10 protein-coding genes are annotated in these 16,682 nt (G+C 69.7%); all 10 read left to right on the top strand.

The window, feature by feature from the left end; translation table 11 throughout:
* Positions 1 to 5,727: a non-ribosomal peptide synthetase gene (locus tag IU452_RS00780; protein WP_195106913.1), complete on the top strand. Its 5,727-nt coding sequence runs from the start codon at positions 1 to 3 to the stop codon at positions 5,725 to 5,727.
* Positions 5,724 to 7,505 carry a fatty acyl-AMP ligase gene (locus IU452_RS00775; protein ID WP_195106912.1) on the top strand — a complete coding sequence of 594 codons (1,782 nt, stop codon included), beginning with the start codon at positions 5,724 to 5,726 and terminating at the stop codon, positions 7,503 to 7,505. The genes IU452_RS00780 and IU452_RS00775 overlap by 4 nt, the downstream gene beginning before the upstream one ends.
* The gene (locus tag IU452_RS00770; RefSeq protein ID WP_195106911.1) at positions 7,502 to 8,485 is read left to right on the top strand and encodes a hypothetical protein; all 984 of its coding nucleotides are present in this window, start codon (positions 7,502 to 7,504) and stop codon (positions 8,483 to 8,485) included. Before IU452_RS00775 ends, IU452_RS00770 begins: the two co-directional genes overlap by 4 nt.
* 2 nt (positions 8,486 to 8,487) lie before the next feature.
* A complete protein-coding gene (locus tag IU452_RS00765; protein WP_195106910.1) occupies positions 8,488 to 10,263 on the top strand; it encodes an HAD-IIIC family phosphatase in 1,776 nt (591 codons plus the stop codon).
* Positions 10,253 to 10,504 (top strand): acyl carrier protein, encoded by a 252-nt coding sequence (locus IU452_RS00760; RefSeq protein ID WP_195106909.1) that lies wholly within the window; start codon positions 10,253 to 10,255, stop codon positions 10,502 to 10,504. Before IU452_RS00765 ends, IU452_RS00760 begins: the two co-directional genes overlap by 11 nt.
* Complete coding sequence (locus IU452_RS00755; protein ID WP_195106908.1) at positions 10,501 to 12,018, top strand: SDR family NAD(P)-dependent oxidoreductase; 1,518 nt, start codon at positions 10,501 to 10,503, stop codon at positions 12,016 to 12,018. The genes IU452_RS00760 and IU452_RS00755 overlap by 4 nt, the downstream gene beginning before the upstream one ends.
* The gene (locus tag IU452_RS00750) at positions 11,981 to 12,961 is read left to right on the top strand and encodes an ABC transporter ATP-binding protein (protein ID WP_195106907.1); all 981 of its coding nucleotides are present in this window, start codon (positions 11,981 to 11,983) and stop codon (positions 12,959 to 12,961) included. The genes IU452_RS00755 and IU452_RS00750 overlap by 38 nt, the downstream gene beginning before the upstream one ends.
* Complete coding sequence (locus tag IU452_RS00745; protein WP_195106906.1) at positions 12,948 to 13,739, top strand: ABC transporter permease; 792 nt, start codon at positions 12,948 to 12,950, stop codon at positions 13,737 to 13,739. Before IU452_RS00750 ends, IU452_RS00745 begins: the two co-directional genes overlap by 14 nt.
* Before the next feature lie 47 nt (positions 13,740 to 13,786).
* Positions 13,787 to 15,055, top strand: coding sequence for an AbrB family transcriptional regulator (locus IU452_RS00740; RefSeq protein ID WP_195106905.1), 1,269 nt, complete (start codon positions 13,787 to 13,789; stop codon positions 15,053 to 15,055).
* A gap of 187 nt (positions 15,056 to 15,242) precedes the next feature.
* The gene (gene proS, locus IU452_RS00735) at positions 15,243 to 16,682 is read left to right on the top strand and encodes a proline--tRNA ligase (RefSeq protein WP_195106904.1); all 1,440 of its coding nucleotides are present in this window, start codon (positions 15,243 to 15,245) and stop codon (positions 16,680 to 16,682) included.

Genomic DNA, 16,682 nt, shown 5'->3' with positions numbered 1-16,682 from the left:
ATGCCTGAAACCGTTGACATCCGCGGATCCCGCCGAGAACTGTTGAAGCGCTGGGCGGCCGGGCGCACCGACCGCTCCGCCATCCCCCGCCGTGCCGACCGCGGGGCGGTGGGACTGTCCGCGGCCCAGCAGCGGCTGTGGTTCCTGGAGCAGCTGTTCCCGGGCCGCGCCACCTACACCATGCCGCTGGCGCTGCGGCTCTACGGCCCGCTGGATGTGGACGCGCTGCGTGCCGCGCTGGCGCTGATCATCGATCGCCACGACTCGCTGCGCACCAGCATCGAACTGCGCGACGGACTGCCGGTGCAGGTCGTCGGGGAGGCCGGGCCGGTGCCGTTCACCGTGGTCGAGCGGGCGGATCTGGATCCCGAGCGGCCCGAGGCCGATGCGGTGGCGCGGGTGGAACAGTTCAGCCGCACCGTCTTCGACCTGTCCGGATCGCTGTTCGAGGTGCTGCTGGTGCGCCTGAGCGACGAGGAGTCGATCTTCGCCGTCGCGATGCACCACATCATTTCCGACGGCTGGTCACTGGGCGTCTTCGCCAGCGAGCTGATGGCCGCCTACGGCGAACTCGCCGCCGGCCGTACCCCGGCGCTGCCCGAACTGTCGGTGCAGTACACCGATTACGCGCACTGGCTGCGCGATCGCGTGGCGCGCGACGACTTCGACCGCGACCTCGACTACTGGCGCGGCGTCCTCGGCGACGAGCCCCCGCTGGTCACCTTCCACCCGGACCGCCCGCGCGCGCTCAAGCCCGACAGCCGCGGCGCGCGACTGCCCTTCACCATCCCCGCCGAGGTGGTGAACGGCCTGCGCGCCCTCGCCAACGACGTGCGTCGAAACGACCGCCCCGCAACGCTTTTCGTCGCACTGATGGCCGGATTCAAGGCGCTGCTGCGCTACTACACCGGCGCCGAGGACATCACCGTCGGCACCCCGATCGCCAACCGCACCCGCCCCGAGGTGGAGTCGCTGATCGGCTTCTTCGTCAACGCGCTCGCGCTGCGCACCGACCTGTCGGGCAACCCGAGCTTCCGTGAGCTGCTGTCGCGCGAGCAGGGCGTGATCTTCGATGCCTTCGACCACCAGGAGGCCCCCTTCGACCTGGTCGTCGAGCACGTCCGCCCCGACCGCGAACTGAGCCACTCGCCGCTGTTCCGCACCGCCGTGGTGCTGCAGAACACGGCCATGCCGGAGCTGACGGTGGGCGGAGTCCGCGCCGAATACCTCGAGGTGCACTCCGGCACAACCAAATTCGACGTGCTGATCACCCTGACGCCGGTCGGTGAGGAACTGGTCGGCGCCATCGAATACGACGTCGACCTCTACGACGAGCCGACCGTCGCGGGCATCCAGCGGCATTTCGTCTCCCTGGTGTCGGCCGCCGTCGCGAACCCGGACACTCCGCTGGCCGAACTGGACTTCCTGGAGGCCGACGAGCGCGACCGCGCCATCGCCGCGGCGCTGCCGGTGGAGTCGGGGGACGAGGTCCGCCACACGCTGCACGAGCTGTTCCACGAGCAGGCCGCCCGCACCCCGGACGCGGTCGCGGTCTCCTTCGGCGACGGCCACACGACCTACGCCGAATTGGCCGAAGCGGCAACGCAACTGGCGCGCCGCCTGCACAGCCACGGCATCGGCCGCGGCGATTTCGTGGGCATCCACCTGGAGCGCTCCGCCGACGTGGTGGTCGCGATCCTCGCGGTCCTCGAGGCCGGCGCCGCCTATGTGCCGCTGGATCCGATGAACCCGGCCGACCGCATCGAATTCATGATCTCCGATTCCGGTGCGCGCCTGGTCATCACGCAGTCCTCGCTGGCCGACTCGCTCGCGCGGCCCGAGGGCCCGCAGCTACTGCTGACGGATGAGGCCCCGGCTGACGCCGGGGAATCGAAAGGGGCAGCCGGGGAATCGAAAGGGGCAGCCGGGGAATCGAAAGGGGCAGCCGGGGAATCGAAAGGGGCAGCCGGGGAATCGGAGGGGGCGGAGGGACTCGGCGCCGGACCGCACGACCCCTGCTACGTCATCTACACCTCGGGCTCCACCGGTGTCCCCAAGGGCGTGATCATCGAGCACGCGAATGTGGTTCGCCTGTTCTCCACCACCGCCCGCTGGTTCGACTTCGGACCGCAGGACGTGTGGACGATGTTCCACTCCTACTCCTTCGACTTCTCCGTCTGGGAGATGTGGGGTGCACTGCTGCGCGGCGGCCGGGTGGTCGTGGTGCCCAGCGATATCAGCCGCACCACCGAGGCATTCGCGGATCTGCTGGTGCGCGAGAAGGTGACCGTGCTCAACCAGACCCCGTCGGCCTTCCTGCAGCTGATCCCCGCCCTCGACGGCCCGCGCGGCGACGAGCTGGCGCTGCGCTTCGTGATCTTCGGCGGTGAGGCGCTGGATCTGCCGAGCCTGCGGCCCTGGTACGACCGCCACGGCGAGGCCGTGCAGCTGGTGAACATGTACGGCATCACCGAGACCACCGTGCACGTCACCTACCGCGCCCTGAGCAGCGCCGACGTCGACTCGGCGGCGGGCAGCCTGATCGGCGTGCCCCTGCCCGACCTGGGTGTGCTCATCCTGGACCCGGCCGGTCGCCCGGTGCCCGACGGCGTCTCCGGCGAGATGTTCGTCTGCGGTGCGGGCGTCGGCCGTGGGTACCTCAACCGCGACGAGCTGACCGGCGAGCGATTCGTCCGGCATCCGCTGCTGGGCGAGCGCCGCCTCTACCGCACCGGCGACCTCGCGCGCCGCCGCGCCGACGGCGATCTGGAATACCTGGGCCGCATCGACCATCAGGTCAAGGTGCGCGGCTTCCGGATCGAACTGGGCGAGATCGAGGCCGCCATCGACGCTCACCCGGGCGTGGAGCAGTCGGTGGTGCTGGCCCGCGAGGACGCCGGTGGCACCGTCGCCCTGGTCGCCTACCTCACCCCGAGCGAGCAGGCCTACCGGCAGGCCGAGGACGCCGAGGCCGATCAGGTCTCCGACTGGGAGGTCGTCTTCGACAGCACCTACGGCCAGCACCGCGACGACGTCGACGCCGATTTCAACATCACCGGCTGGAACGACTCCTACACCAATGCCGCCATTCCCGAGGAGCACATGCGGGAGTGGGTCGAGTCCACCGTGTCCGCCGTGCGCGGTCTCGCACCCCGGCGCGTGCTCGAAATCGGTTGCGGTACAGGTCTGTTGCTGTCGCGACTGGCTCCCGGCTGCGAGATCTACGACGGCACCGACATGTCCTCCACCGCGCTCGGCCACGTGCGCGACAACATCGTCGGGGCCGATGCCGATCTCGAGCATGTGCGGCTGTTCCAGGGCGCCGCCGACGAACTGCCCGACGAGCTGACCGGTCCCTACGACGTCATCCTGATCAACTCGGTCGTGCAGTACTTCCCGAGCGCGGAGTACCTGACCCGGGTGCTGGAACAGGCCGCGGAACTGCTCGCCCCCGGCGGCGTGCTGTTCGTCGGTGACGTCCGCGACCTCGGCCTGCTCGAGGCGTTCCACACCACCGTCGAGATGGCCGCCGCCCCGAATGCGGGCGCGTCCGAACTGGCCGCGGCGGTCCGCGCCGCCTGCGACCGCGACGCCGAATTGCTGCTGTCGCCACGGTATTTCAGCGAGTTCGCCGCCGAGAACCCAAAGCTGAGCGGTGTCCGCATTCGGCTGCGCCGCGGCGAGCACCTCAACGAGATGTCGCGGTTCCGCTACGACGCCGTGCTGTATTCGGGGACCGCGGACCGACCCGCGCTGGCTCGGGTGCTCGACCCCGGCACCAGCCCCGCCGCCCTGGCGGACCTGCTGGAGCGAGAGGGACCCGAAGCGGTCGTCATCCCGGACGTGCTGGACGGCCGCGTCGCCGGTCCGCTGGCCGTGGCCGCCGAACTGGGCCGCGGACGAGCCGGTGCGGCGGAATTGCGCGGCAAGCTCGCCGATGCCGGTGGCATCAACCCCGAGGCATATCTGGCGCTCACCGATCAGGTGTCCTACCGCATCGAGGCCCTGCGCCGTGCGGACGGCCGCTTCGACGTGATCGCCACCCGCTGGGACGTCGGCCTGGCGCAGGCTCCGGCCCGCGGCGACAAGTGGCGCGACACCGCGCTGGCCTCGGACCCCTTGCGGGTCAAGGCCCATGACGATCTGGCCGTCGCGGTGCGGGCACATCTGTCGCGCCGACTGCCCGCGCACATGGTGCCCGCCGGTGTGGTGGTGCTGGAGCGATTCCCGTTGACCACCAACGGAAAACTGGATCGCAAGGCCCTGCCCGCGCCGGTGCTGCGCCGCAATCCGGTGGCCTACGAGCCGCCGCGCACCACCCTCGAACAGCGCATCGCCGCGGTCTTCGCCCAGGTGCTGGGCGTGCCGAAGGTGGGCCGCGAGGACAACTTCTTCGATCTGGGCGGCCACTCGCTGCTGGCGGCGCAGCTGATGCTGCGGCTGAAGGAGACCTTCGGCGAGGACATCCCGCTCGGCTCGCTGTTCGCCCGCCCGACGGTCGCCGGGGTGGCCGCGCTGCTGTCCGGCGATGCCGCGGTCGAGGAGGCCATCGACTACGAGGCCGAGGTGCGCGCGATCGTCGCCGACTGGCCCGCGGGTCCGTGGTCGATCACCCCGCACGCGGCGACGGGCGCGGTGCTGCTCACCGGTGCCACCGGCTTCGTGGGTGCATTCCTGCTGCGGGAGTTGCTGTCCCGCACCGACTTCCAGGTGCACTGCCTGGTGCGTGCCGACAGCAGGGCCGAGGCGCTGAACCGGTTGGCCCGCACCTTCGACAGCTACGAGCTGCCGCGCGAGCACTTCGACCGGGTGATCCCGGTGCTCGGCGACCTGGGCGCGGAGCGCCTGGGCCTGAGCGAGAAGGAATTCCTGCTGCTGGGCCGCAGCGTCGACGCCATCTACCACAACGGTGCGCAGGTCAATTTCGCCCTGCCGTACCGGCTGCTGGAGGCGGCCAACGTGACCGGCACCGACCAGCTCATCGAGCTGGCCCGCACCGCCGGGACGCCGCTGCACTTCGTGTCCTCGCTGTACGTGCTCGGACCCGGGGATGGCGAGGACGGCCGCGTGCACACCCCGGCCCCGCCGCGGGACCCGTCCCAGCTGCGGCTGGGCTACCTGCAGACCAAGTGGGTGGCCGAACGCCTGGTGTGCGAGGCGGGTGAGCGCGGCCTGCCGGTCGGCGTCTACCGCCTCGGCCGCATCGCGGGTGACAGCACCACCGGCGCCTGCCAGACCAGCGACTTCTTCTGGTTGCTGGTCAAGGCCAGCCAGGAGGTCGGGCTGGCACCGGATGTGGAGTTCGCCGTGGATCTGGCACCGGCCGACTTCGCCGCGGGTGCGATGGTGGAACTGGCGCGCCGCAGCGAACCGGGCACGCACATCTACCACCTGCGCAACCCCGCGCCGGCCGCCTTCGCCAACGCCGTCACCTGGATTCGGGAGGCGGGCTGGCCGGTGCGCCTGATCGACCCCATGGCCTGGCGCGACGCGGTCGAGGCCCATGCGGCCGCGGCCGGGCCGGATTCGGCGTCCTACCGCGTGCTGAGCCTGCTCGGTACCGGTGAGGGCCTGAGCCCGGCGCTGCGCTTCGACGTCGACGAGCAGATCGGCCGGTCCGGTGTGGCGTGCCCGCCGGTGTCGCGCGAGCTGTTCCTCCGCTACCTGACCTACTTCCACAAGATCGGTTTTCTGGCGCCGCCGTCCCGACAGGAGGTCGAAGTATGACCGCCACCATTCCGACCGCGCCCGAGCTGCGCTACGACACCATGGTGCGTGCGCTGCAGGCGCAGAGTGAGATCCGGCCCGATGCGGTGGCCTACGCCTTCCTCAACTATCCGGATCCGCAGGACGCGCACGGCGTCAAGGAGGTCATCACCTACGCCGAGATCGACCGGTACGCACGGGCATTCGCGGTGAGCCTGCTGCAGATCGCGTCGCCGGGAGAGCGTGCGGTGCTGCTGCTGCCGCCCGGACTGGACTACGTGAAGGCGTTCTTCGGCTGCCTGTACGCCGGAATCGTTGCGGTGCCGCTGTATCCGCCGAGCATGCACAACGCCAACGGGCGCCTGGACGCGGTGTGCACCGACGCCGACCCGGCCTGCCTGATCACCACGGACGGCGAATTGTCCAGGGTCACCGACTGGCTGGACAACTCGCCCACCGACACCACCCGGTTGATCCTGACCACGGGTGAGGTGGACGAGGCACTCGCCGACAAGTGGGAATACCCGGACATCGACGCCGAGCAGATCGCGTTGCTGCAGTACACCTCCGGCTCCACCCGCACCCCCGCCGGGGTGATGGTGCCGCACCGCGGGCTGCTGGCCAACGCCACCCAGATCTACGACGTGTACGCGCGGGTCGGCCTGGATATCGAGGGCGACGACATCGCCTTCGTCAGCTGGCTGCCGCTGTTCCACGACATGGGCCTGATGGTCGGTGTCGTCTTGCCGGTCCTGCACGGCCACCACGTGGTGCAGCTGTCGGCCTCGGCGTTCCTGCGGCGGCCCGAGCGCTGGCTGCAGGCCATCAGCGACCTGCCGCAGCAGACCTTCTCGGCCTCGCCGAACCTCGGCTACGAGCTGTGCACCCAGCGCATCGACGCCGATCGGCGCGCCGAACTGGACCTGAGCCGCTGGCGCTACGGCCTGGCCGGTGCCGAACCGGTCCGGGTGAGCACCGTGCGCAAATTCAACGAGCTGTTCGCTCCGCAGGGCCTGAGCGACAAGACCTTGTGCGCGGGCTTCGGCCTGGCCGAGGCGACGCTGATCGTCTCCGCGCCCTGGCGCACCGGCGGCGGCATCCAGATCGTCAGCGTGGACCGCGAAGAGCTGGCGAAAGGCGTTGTGGTGCCGACCGATTCCGACGGCGCCGAGATCGTCGGCGCGGGATCGGCCGTGCCGGGCACCGAGATCCTCATCGTCGATCCCGAGACCCGCGAGCGGCTGCCCGAGGACCGCCTCGGCGAGGTGTGGACCACCGGCCCGGCCATCGCCGCCGGCTACTTCAACCGGCCGGAGGAGACCGAGGCCACCTTCCGCGGCGAACTGGCCGAACCCGACGGCGTCCACTACATGCGCACCGGCGATGTCGGCTTCCTGCACGACGGTGAGCTGTATCTGACCAGCCGCCTGAAGGATCTGATCATCGTCGACGGCCGCAACTTCTATCCGCCGGATCTGGAAGCGACCGCCGAACACGCCCATCCGCTGGTCCTGCCCGGCCGCTGCTCGATCTTCTCCATCGACGACAACGACAAGGAGAAGATCGTGGTGCTGGTGGAGGCCCGGCTCAACCTCGGTAAGCCCGAGGGCGTCGCGACCGCCACCGAACTGCGGAATGCGGTGCGGCAGGCCATTTTCGAGACCCACGAGGTCGGCGTGCACGAAGTCGCGCTGGTCGCTCCCGGTGCCATTCCGCGCACCTCGAGCGGCAAGATCCAGCGCTCGGCCTCGCGCAAGGCCTATCTCGACGGAACCCTGCGAGTGCTGAGGGCGCGATGACGACGACACTGCTGGACCACGGCGACAAGCTGAGCTGCTTCACCGCGGCCCTGGCCACCGCGCTCGAGGCGCGTGGCGAGGCCGACTGGTGGCGTGCGCTGCTCAGCGAGGGACCGTTCCTGGCCGTCGCCCCGGCCGGAGATCACCTGCGTTTCGAACACCACGCCACCGCGCCGCTGCCCGCCCTCGGGCTGCGGATCACCGGCAGCGACGACTGGGATACCGCGTATGCGGCCCTGTCGGAACAGATTTCACGCCACGGCGTGGTGGTGCTGCTCGCCGACTACTTCAACCTGCCCTGGCAGCGCGCCTACAAACAGCTGCACGGCACGCACTGGCTGGCCATCGTCGACGCCGGTGACGGCTGGCTGATCGAGGATCCGCTGGATTTCGCCACCGACCTCGGACCGCAGTCCGGGAGCCGGGTCCCCGTTCCCGATCCGTCGGCGTTGCGCTCGTGGGCAGTGGGCCTGGGCAAGCACCACCCGGTGTCGACGCTGCGCGAGGAGGCGATGGCCGGTACGGCCGATATCGCCGCCGACAGCACCTACCGCTGGCTGGCCCCGGCGGAAAGCACGCCGGGGCCGGGCAACGACAACACTCATGAGCCCACCCCGCTGCCCTCGTCGGGGCGCCTGAGCGGTTCCGACGCCCTGCTGGCCCTTGCGGCACGTTACCGATTCGCCCGTACCGCAGCCGATTTCGAGCAGATCGACGACCTGTGGCAGGCGCTGCGCCAGCGCGAGACGCTGCTGTGGGCGGCCCAGCAGGACCGGGAGCTGCTCGACGACGCCGGTCTCGTGCACTGGGAGCGGGCCGTCGCGCGCTGGCGTGCCCTGCCGCCGCTGCTGCTGCACGCCCGCCTGCGCGCCGCCAACGGCGGCACCGTCAACACCGGGCTGATCGCCGAAACCTTGACCGAGCTGGCCGATTTCGAAGGCAAGCACCTGGCCTACGCGGCACGTGCGAAGGGAGATTGATCGTGCACAGACAGCTCGCGGTGGAGCTCTCGCCCGCCGACGGCTACGCCGAATGGGCTCGGCGGGCCGCCACGCATGCGCGGGAAACGGAGGATCAGAAGCAGGCCGGAATCATCGATACCCGTAGGGTTCCGGTGCGGATCGCCCTGCTGTCCACCTACACCACCGATTTCCTCGCCGAATTGCTGCCGCTGGCCGGCGCCCGTGCGGGCCTGGCCCCGGAACTGCTGCGCTTCCCCTTCGGCCAGCTCGAACAGATCCTGTTCGATCCGCAGACCCCGCTGCGCGAGGGCGACTATGTCGTACTCGCGGGCACCCACCACGACGTGTTCGACACCGTCGAGGAGACGGTGCGCCGCTGGGTCGGGCTCTGGGACGCCGCCGCGCGGCTGGGCGTGCGCGCCGTCCAGCTCGGCTTCGCCCCGCCCGCCGTGGACACCTACGGCCCGGTGGCCTGGCGCACCGCGAAATCGCGGTCGGCGCTGGTGCGCGAGGTGAACGCGCAGCTGGCCGAATTGGCCGCGGGCCGAGTGCGTTTCGTCGACGTGGAACAGCTGGCCGCCCAGGTCGGACTGCGGAACTGGGAGGACCCCCGCAGCTGGTTCCGGGTGCGCCAGCCCTATGCTCCCGACAGCCTGCCGTGGCTGGCCAGTGCGATCGCCGACACCGTCGCCTCCGATCGCGGCCTGTCGGCCCGCTGCGTGGTGGTCGACCTGGACGGCACCCTGTGGGGCGGCATCCTCGGCGAGGACGGGATCGACGGCATCCGCATCGGCACCGGGCCCGAGGGCGAGGCGTTCGCCGAATTCCAGCGCTACCTGAAGTCGCTCACCGAGCGCGGTGTGTTGCTGGCGGTGGCCAGTAAGAACGATCGCGATCTGGCGGTCAAGGCCATCGCCGAGGCGCCCGGAATGGTGCTCGGGGTCGACGACTTCACCTACATCGTCGCCGACTGGCGTCCCAAATCCGAACAGCTGCAAGAGATCTCGGACAAGATCCGGCTCGGCCTGCACAGCTTCGTGTTCGTCGACGACAACCGGGCCGAATGCGCCCAGGTCGCGGCCGCGCATCCGGAGGTGCGCACGCTGACCCTGCCGTCGTCTCCGGCGAAGTACCCCGCCGCCCTGGCGGCGCTGCCGTGGCTGCATCCCGGCGCGCTGTCGGACGAGGACTTCGCACGGCAGCGCTCCTATCAGGCGCTGGCCGCCGCCGAGGAGTTGGCCGAGGGCCGGTCGCTGGACGAATTCCTGGCCAGCCTGGACATGGAGGCCACGATCGAACCGATCAACAGCACCACCATCGACCGGGCCGCGCAGTTGATCGCCAAGACCAACCAGTTCAACCTCACCACCCGCCGGCACACCCAGACCCAGGTGCTGAAGGTGTCGGAGGATCCGCAGTGGTTCGCCGCGACCCTGCGGTTGCGCGACCGCTTCGCCGATCACGGCATCGTGGGCGTGCTGCTGGCCGAGGACCGCGGCGGGGTCGCCGAGATCGACACCCTGCTGCTGAGCTGCCGCGTCATCGGCCGCGGCGCCGAGGACAGCCTGCTGGCCGCGGTGTCGGAGTGGGCGCTGGCCCGCGGCTGCTCGCGGCTGCTCGGCCGCTACCTGCCGACACCGCGCAACGGACTGGTCCGCGAGGTGTATTCCGCCCGCGGATTCGTCACCGACTCCGAAACCGAGCAGGGCGGCTCGGTATTCGGTTACGACCTGACCGCCGGGGCCCTGCCACGCAGCCCCCATATCAGAGAGGCCCAGCTCCAACATGGCCACTGATCAGATCACACAGGAACTGCTCGACGTGTTCGCCTCCGTGGTGGGCGAACCGGCGGTGCACGGCCTCGACACCGCCCGTAGCGATATGGAGGTCTGGGATTCGCTGGCCCAGGTCCGGCTGGTCTACGCCGTCGAACGCGCCTTCGACATCGAACTGCCCGAGCGGCTGCTGACCTCGGAGGTGTCGCTGGCCGACATCGCCGCGGCGGTCGTCGACGCACAGACGGCGACCACGCCATGACCACCCGGGCATTCCGGCTCACCGACGCCGACGTGACCGATTACGCCCTGGCCACCGGGGACCGCAATCCGCTGCACGTCGACGCCGACTTCGCGCGCCGCTCACCCTACGGGCGGCCGATCGCGCACGGCGCGCTGATCGTGACGCTGGCGCTGGGCGCGCTGTTCGAGACCCTCGATCCGCGCGTGGTGCGCCAGATCCGGGTCACCTTCCGCCAGCCCGCGATTCCGGGCCGCCGCTATGAGGTCGAGTGGTCGGTCTCCGAGGGGGAGGCGCGCGGGCGGGTCAGCTTCGGCGGTGTCGAAGCGGTCGGCATCCGCTGCGGGCTGGGTCCGGAACTGCCCGGATCCGACGAACAGGCCGCCAGCTTCCCCTACCGCCGCACCGCCCGCCGGCTCAATCCGGCGAATCCCCCCGGACCCGAGGAAGGGGCGTTCGCCGTCGGGTACCGGGTGATCGCGGATCTGGTCGAGCGGGTGATCGGCGGGCACGTGCCCGACCATATCGCCACCGTGCTCGGCTGGGTCAGCTACTGGACCGGGATGCACACCCCGGGGCGCGATGCGCTGCTGGTGGCGGCCACGGTCGAGCTGGAGCGGGCGGGCCACGGCGCCATCGAATTCCGCACCGAGGCACCCGATATCGACCGGCGTTCGGGTCTGATCACCCTGCGGGCCACCACCACCTGCGGCGCGACCGCCAAGGTGTCGGTGGAAAGCCTTGTCCGCGAAGCGGTTCCGGGCCCCAACCTGAACGAGCTGGCGGGCGTGCTGCCGCCGTCGCAGGCCCTGGCCGACCGGACGATATTCGTGGTCGGCGGCAGCCGTGGCCTGGGTGCGGCGATCTCGCTGGGACTGGCCGCCCAGGGTGCGCGGGTCTTCGTGGGCTGCACCCGCGAACCCGAGGAACTGCTGAACGCGGCCCAGGACCTGCGCGAGCGGCTGCATCCGGTGATCGCCGACGCCGCCAACCCGCGGGCGCTGGCGGCCGCGCTGCCCGAGGAACCGCTCGACGGTGTGGTGGTGTCGGCGGCCCCGGCCATCCCGACCCTGCCCCTGGCGCCCGACGCGGTGGACGCGGGTATCGAATTCCTTTCCGACAGTTCGCGTCTGGTGCTGTCGCCGCTGGCGGTGTGCGCTCAGCGGCTGCGGCCCGACGCCACGGTGGTGCTGGTCTCCTCGGAGGCGGTCACCGATCCGCCGCGCTGGTGGCCGCACTACGCCGCCGCCAAGGGCGCGCTGGAAGGCCTGGCCCAGTACGCGGCCCGGCACCATCCGTGGCGCGTCGTGGTGGCCCGGCCACCGCGGCTGTGGACCGAACTGACCAATACCCCCGGCGGGCGTGCGTTGAGCAACCCGATTGGGCCGGTCGCTGCCGGCATCGTCGGAGCGTTCACCGCTCCGGGTTCGGTGCCCGGCGAAGTGACCGTACTCGGGGGCTCACATTCGTGGACGGCACCGAGCGAGGAGGTGTGGCGTGCTGGAAATCCGCGACCTGAACAAGTCCTACGGTAAGAAGAAGGTACTCACCGGAATTGACCTGACCGTGCGGCCCGGCGAGGTGCTGGGCCTGCTCGGACCCAATGGTGCGGGCAAGACCACGACCGCCTCGATCGTGGCCGGCCTGACCGCCGCCGATTCGGGCACCGTCCGCGTGGACGGTGTCGACATCCGCAAGAATCCGCGCCAGGCGCGGCGGCGGCTGGGTCTGGCGCCGCAGGAGTTGGGCGTGTACCCGACACTGACGGCCAAGCAGAACCTGCAGTTCATGGCGCGCATGATGGGTGTGCCGCGCGGCGCTCTGCCGCAGCGGATCGAGGAGGTGTCCGACGGACTGGGGCTCACCCCGTTCCTGGACACCCGGGCACACAACCTGTCCGGCGGACAGCAGCGCCGACTGCACACCGCGATGGCGCTGCTGCACCAACCGCCGGTGCTGTGGCTGGACGAACCGACCGTCGGTGCGGACGTGTCGGCACGACAGGATCTGCTCGGTGAGGTGCGTCGCCTCGCCGATCAGGGCGCCGCGGTGGTGTACGCCACCCACTATCTGCCCGAACTGGAGGTGCTCGACGCGCGCGTGGTCGTGCTGCACCACGGGCGCATCCTCGCCGAAGGCGCCGCGGGCGAACTGGTCGAGCGTTATGCGAAATCGGCGGTGAGCCTGGAGTTCTCCGCATCGGTGCCGGACGGTCTGGGTGCCTACCGGGCCGTGCCGGGCGCGTCCGTGACCGATTCCCGGTTGCTCACCATCCCCACCGATACCCCCGGACAGCTGCTGGCGCAGCTGCTCACCACCCTCAACGGCGACACCGACCGGTTGCTGTCGGCCGAGATCCACCACCCCAACCTGGAGAACGCCTACCTCGCCATCATGGCCGCGGCGAAAGACGCCGAGGCCGAGGAGGCCGAAATCGGTTGGGAAGCCTCGGAGAGGAGTTCCGATGCTGTTGCATGATTCCGCCGTCGAGCGGGTCCGCGCGCTGTCCTGGGCGGACTTCCATCGCATCCGTTCCGATCCGGCACAGCTGATCATCATGACGCTGCTGCCGATCGGCTTCATCGCATTCCTGACCCCGATCGACAAGTATCAGCTGCGGCTCGCGGGTGGCTACCCGCACGCCAACGGCGTCGAGCAGGCCGGTCCGGGCGCGATCGTGCTGTTCGCCTTCTTCATGACGACGCTGCTGGGCGCCTCGTTCTTCCGAGAACACGAATGGGGCACCTGGGATCGCCTGCGGTCCGCGCCGGTGCGGGCCGTGGAGATCATCGCCGGGAAATCGTTTCCCCTGCTGGTGTTCTCGGCACTGCAGATGACCATCGTGTGGGTCGTGGCCTTCAAGGTCTTCGACCTGCACAGCGAGGGATCGGTGGTCTGGCTGGCCCTGCTGACCGCCTGCTTGTCGGTGGCGACCTGGGGATTCGGCATCGCGCTGGTATCGATCTGCAAGTCCATCGACCAGCTGTCGATCATCGCCCAACCGATTTCGCTGGCCCTGGGCGGGCTCGGCGGCACCATCGCCCCGCGGGACACGCTCCCGGACTGGGCGAAGTCCCTGTCTCCCCTCACGCCGCAGTACTGGGCGCTGAAGGGATTCAAAGAGGTCATCTTGGAGGGCGGAGGCTTCAACGCCGTGGCCACGCCCTGTCTTGTCCTGCTCGGCGTCGGCGCCGCTGGCGCGCTGATCGCCGTGTTCCGATTCAGACTGAGCCACACCAAGATCGGACGGAGTTGATCGGCGTTATGTCCGAAGTAGTAGTACCCCGGCCCGTACGGGCCGAAATGACGTGGAGGCAGGTGATCGGCTGGGTTTTGTTGCTGGGGGCAGTGCTCGCTCTCGCCGAGGTGCTCGACCGGGTTCGATTTCCCGCGCCGCAGATGATTCTCGCGATCGTGGTCGGGGCCGGGCTGGCTCTGACGGGACGGCTACCCGCACCGCTGCCGCGGCAGGTCTCGGTCGGTGTGCAGGCCATGCTGGGCGTGCTCATGGGCAGCTATCTCGAAGTGTCGCTGCTGGGTTCGATCGGGCTGGCGCTGCTGCCGGTGCTGGCGATCACCGCGGCCACGCTGGTGGTGAGCGTGCTGGTGGCGCTGGTATTCGCCCGATGCACGAAGGTGGCGCTGCCGACCGCGACGCTGGGTCTGCTGGCCGGTGGATCGGCGGCAGTGGTGTCGTGTGCCGACGATATGGACGCCGATCCCCGCCAGGTGGCGTTCATGCAGTACCTGCGAGTGATGCTGGTGGCGGTCAGTGCACCGGCGGTGGCGGCGCTGCTCGACGGCGGCAGCCACACCGAGAAGGTCGCCACGGTGGCCAGCAAGGTCACCGATGATTCGCTGCCGCACTGGATGCTGGTCGGCCGCGGCGATCAGATCGCCGGACTGTGCACCGCGATCGTGCTGTGCCTGATCGGGATCCGGCTCGGGCGCTTGCTGCGCATCCCCAGCCCCACGCTGATCGGCCCGATGTTGCTCACGGCCGTGCTGACCGCCCTGGGCCTCAGCCACGGCTACGCACCGACGAACCTGTTCAAAGAGCTGTTGTTCGTGATGATCGGCTTCGACGTGGGCACCCGCTTCACCCGCGCGGTGGTGGCGGAGATGGCCCGCATGATCCCCGGCATGACCATCGCCATCGGCGCCCTGTCGGTGGCCGTGGCCGCCCTGGCCTACCTGCTGTCGCTGTTCGTCGACCTGGAACTGTCCGACCTCTACCTGGCCACCACTCCCGGCGGGATCAACGCCGTGCTGGCCGCCGCCGAGGGTATGGGCGCCAATATGCCATTGATCACCAGCGTGCAGAGCGTGCGCCTGCTGTTCATGGTCGCCATGCTCCCGGTCATGGGCCGCCTGTTCAAATACTGGACGGACCGCACCACCCGAAACCGCATCGCCACGAAAATAGCCGAGGCCCAACCCTCTTCACCCCCGAGGCCCGACCACCCCGCCGCCACCCCGGACCAGTACGAACTCGAATTCGCCGAGCTTTCCCCCGTCGACGACCCCCAGGTCGCCCCACCCCAGCCCCAATCCGCCACCGCCGCAACCTGAGCCTTCCCGACCACCTACCGGTCGGCAGAACACCCCCAGCCGCACCCTTTCCCGCGATCCGCACCCCCTACAACGCCCGTAAGGAGTGCGTTTGCCCGCAAGGGGTGCGGCTTTCGTCGCTCTGCCGACTCCGCGGCTGTCGAATCCGCGTCGCGGCGACCGTGCCTGCCTCAGTACTCTCTGGGGCATGGCACGGGATGAGCGCGGTGTAACCGCCCAGAGTGAGGACTTCGCTGCCTGGTACAACGAGGTGGTCTTCAAGGCCGGCCTCGTGGACCGAGGCCCGGCCAAGGGCACCATGGTCATCCGACCGTACGGGTACCGGTTGTGGGAGCAGTTGCAGTCCGAACTCGACCGTCGCATCAAGGACACCGGCCACGAGAATGCCTACTTCCCACTGCTGATCCCCGAAAGCTATCTCGGCCGGGAAGCCGAACACGTCGAGGGCTTTTCGCCGGAGCTGGCGGTGGTCACCCACGCCGGTGGCAAGGAGCTCGAAGAGCCGCTGGTGGTGCGCCCGACCTCGGAGACGATCATCGGCGAGATGATGTCCAAATGGATCGGCTCCCATCGCGATCTGCCGCTGCTGCTCAACCAGTGGGCGAATGTGGTGCGGTGGGAGCTGCGTCCGCGAATGTTCTTGCGCACCACCGAATTTCTGTGGCAAGAGGGGCACACCGCGCACGCCGACGAGGCCGACGCCCGCCGTGAGACCATGCTCTGCCTCGGCATCTACCACGAGGTGGCACGGGATCTGGCCGCGATGCCGGTGATCGCGGGCGAGAAGACCCCCGGCGAACGCTTCGCCGGTGCCGTCGCCACCTACACGATCGAGGGCATGATGCGCGACGGCCGGGCCCTGCAGTCGGGCACCTCCCATTACCTGGGCACCAACTTCGCGAGGGCGTTCGATATCCGCTACACCAGCGAGGCGGGCCGAGACGAGCTGTGCCACACCACATCCTGGGGGATGAGCACGCGGATGATCGGCGGCATCATCATGACCCACGGCGATGACAAGGGGTTGGTGTTCCCACCCCGGCTGGCGCCGTACCAGGTGGTGATCGTCCCGATCACCCGCGGCGACAACACCGCGGTCGAACAGGCCGCCGACGACCTGGCCCGCCGCCTGCGAGCGGCGGGCGTGCGCACGCACGTCGACGCCCGCCCCCAGCTCACCCCGGGTTTCAAATACAACGAGTGGGAGCTGCGCGGCGTCCCGATCCGCCTCGAACTGGGCCCCCGCGACCTGGAGGCGGGCACCGCCATGATGGTGAAACGCCTCGGCGGCGATGGCAAACAGGCGATCCCGATCGACTCCCCGCCGACCGCGATGCCGGAGATCCTGGACCGGTTCCAGACCTTCCTGCTCACCCGCGCCACCGAATTCCGCGACGCCCACACCCACACCGTCGACACCTGGGACGACTTCACCACAGCGGTCTCGACGGGGTGGGCCCTGGCCCTGCACTGCGGCACGACATCCTGCGAGGACGACATCAAGTCCCACACAACCGCCACCCCCAGATGCATTCCGCTGGACGGCGATCCGGCCACCGGCCCCTGCATCCGCTGCGGGAGCCCCTCGGCGTACGGCAAGCGGGTGATCTTCGGCCGCGCCTACTGA

Origin of the sequence: Nocardia transvalensis, from assembly GCF_015477765.1 — a bacterium.
In the GTDB taxonomy this organism is placed as follows: domain Bacteria; phylum Actinomycetota; class Actinomycetes; order Mycobacteriales; family Mycobacteriaceae; genus Nocardia; species Nocardia transvalensis_A.
The sequence above is the reverse complement of the archived record's forward strand: the minus strand, read 5'-3'. Positions and strand labels throughout refer to the sequence as shown.

Coding starts and splice junctions, on each gene's coding strand:
- IU452_RS00755 (WP_195106908.1), top strand. CDS start 10,501: ATGACCACCCGGGCATTCCGGCTCACCGACGCCGACGTGACCGATTAC.
- IU452_RS00770 (WP_195106911.1), top strand. CDS start 7,502: ATGACGACGACACTGCTGGACCACGGCGACAAGCTGAGCTGCTTCACC.
- IU452_RS00740 (WP_195106905.1), top strand. CDS start 13,787: ATGACGTGGAGGCAGGTGATCGGCTGGGTTTTGTTGCTGGGGGCAGTG.
- IU452_RS00780 (WP_195106913.1), top strand. CDS start 1: ATGCCTGAAACCGTTGACATCCGCGGATCCCGCCGAGAACTGTTGAAG.
- IU452_RS00745 (WP_195106906.1), top strand. CDS start 12,948: ATGCTGTTGCATGATTCCGCCGTCGAGCGGGTCCGCGCGCTGTCCTGG.
- IU452_RS00775 (WP_195106912.1), top strand. CDS start 5,724: ATGACCGCCACCATTCCGACCGCGCCCGAGCTGCGCTACGACACCATG.
- IU452_RS00760 (WP_195106909.1), top strand. CDS start 10,253: ATGGCCACTGATCAGATCACACAGGAACTGCTCGACGTGTTCGCCTCC.
- proS (WP_195106904.1), top strand. CDS start 15,243: ATGGCACGGGATGAGCGCGGTGTAACCGCCCAGAGTGAGGACTTCGCT.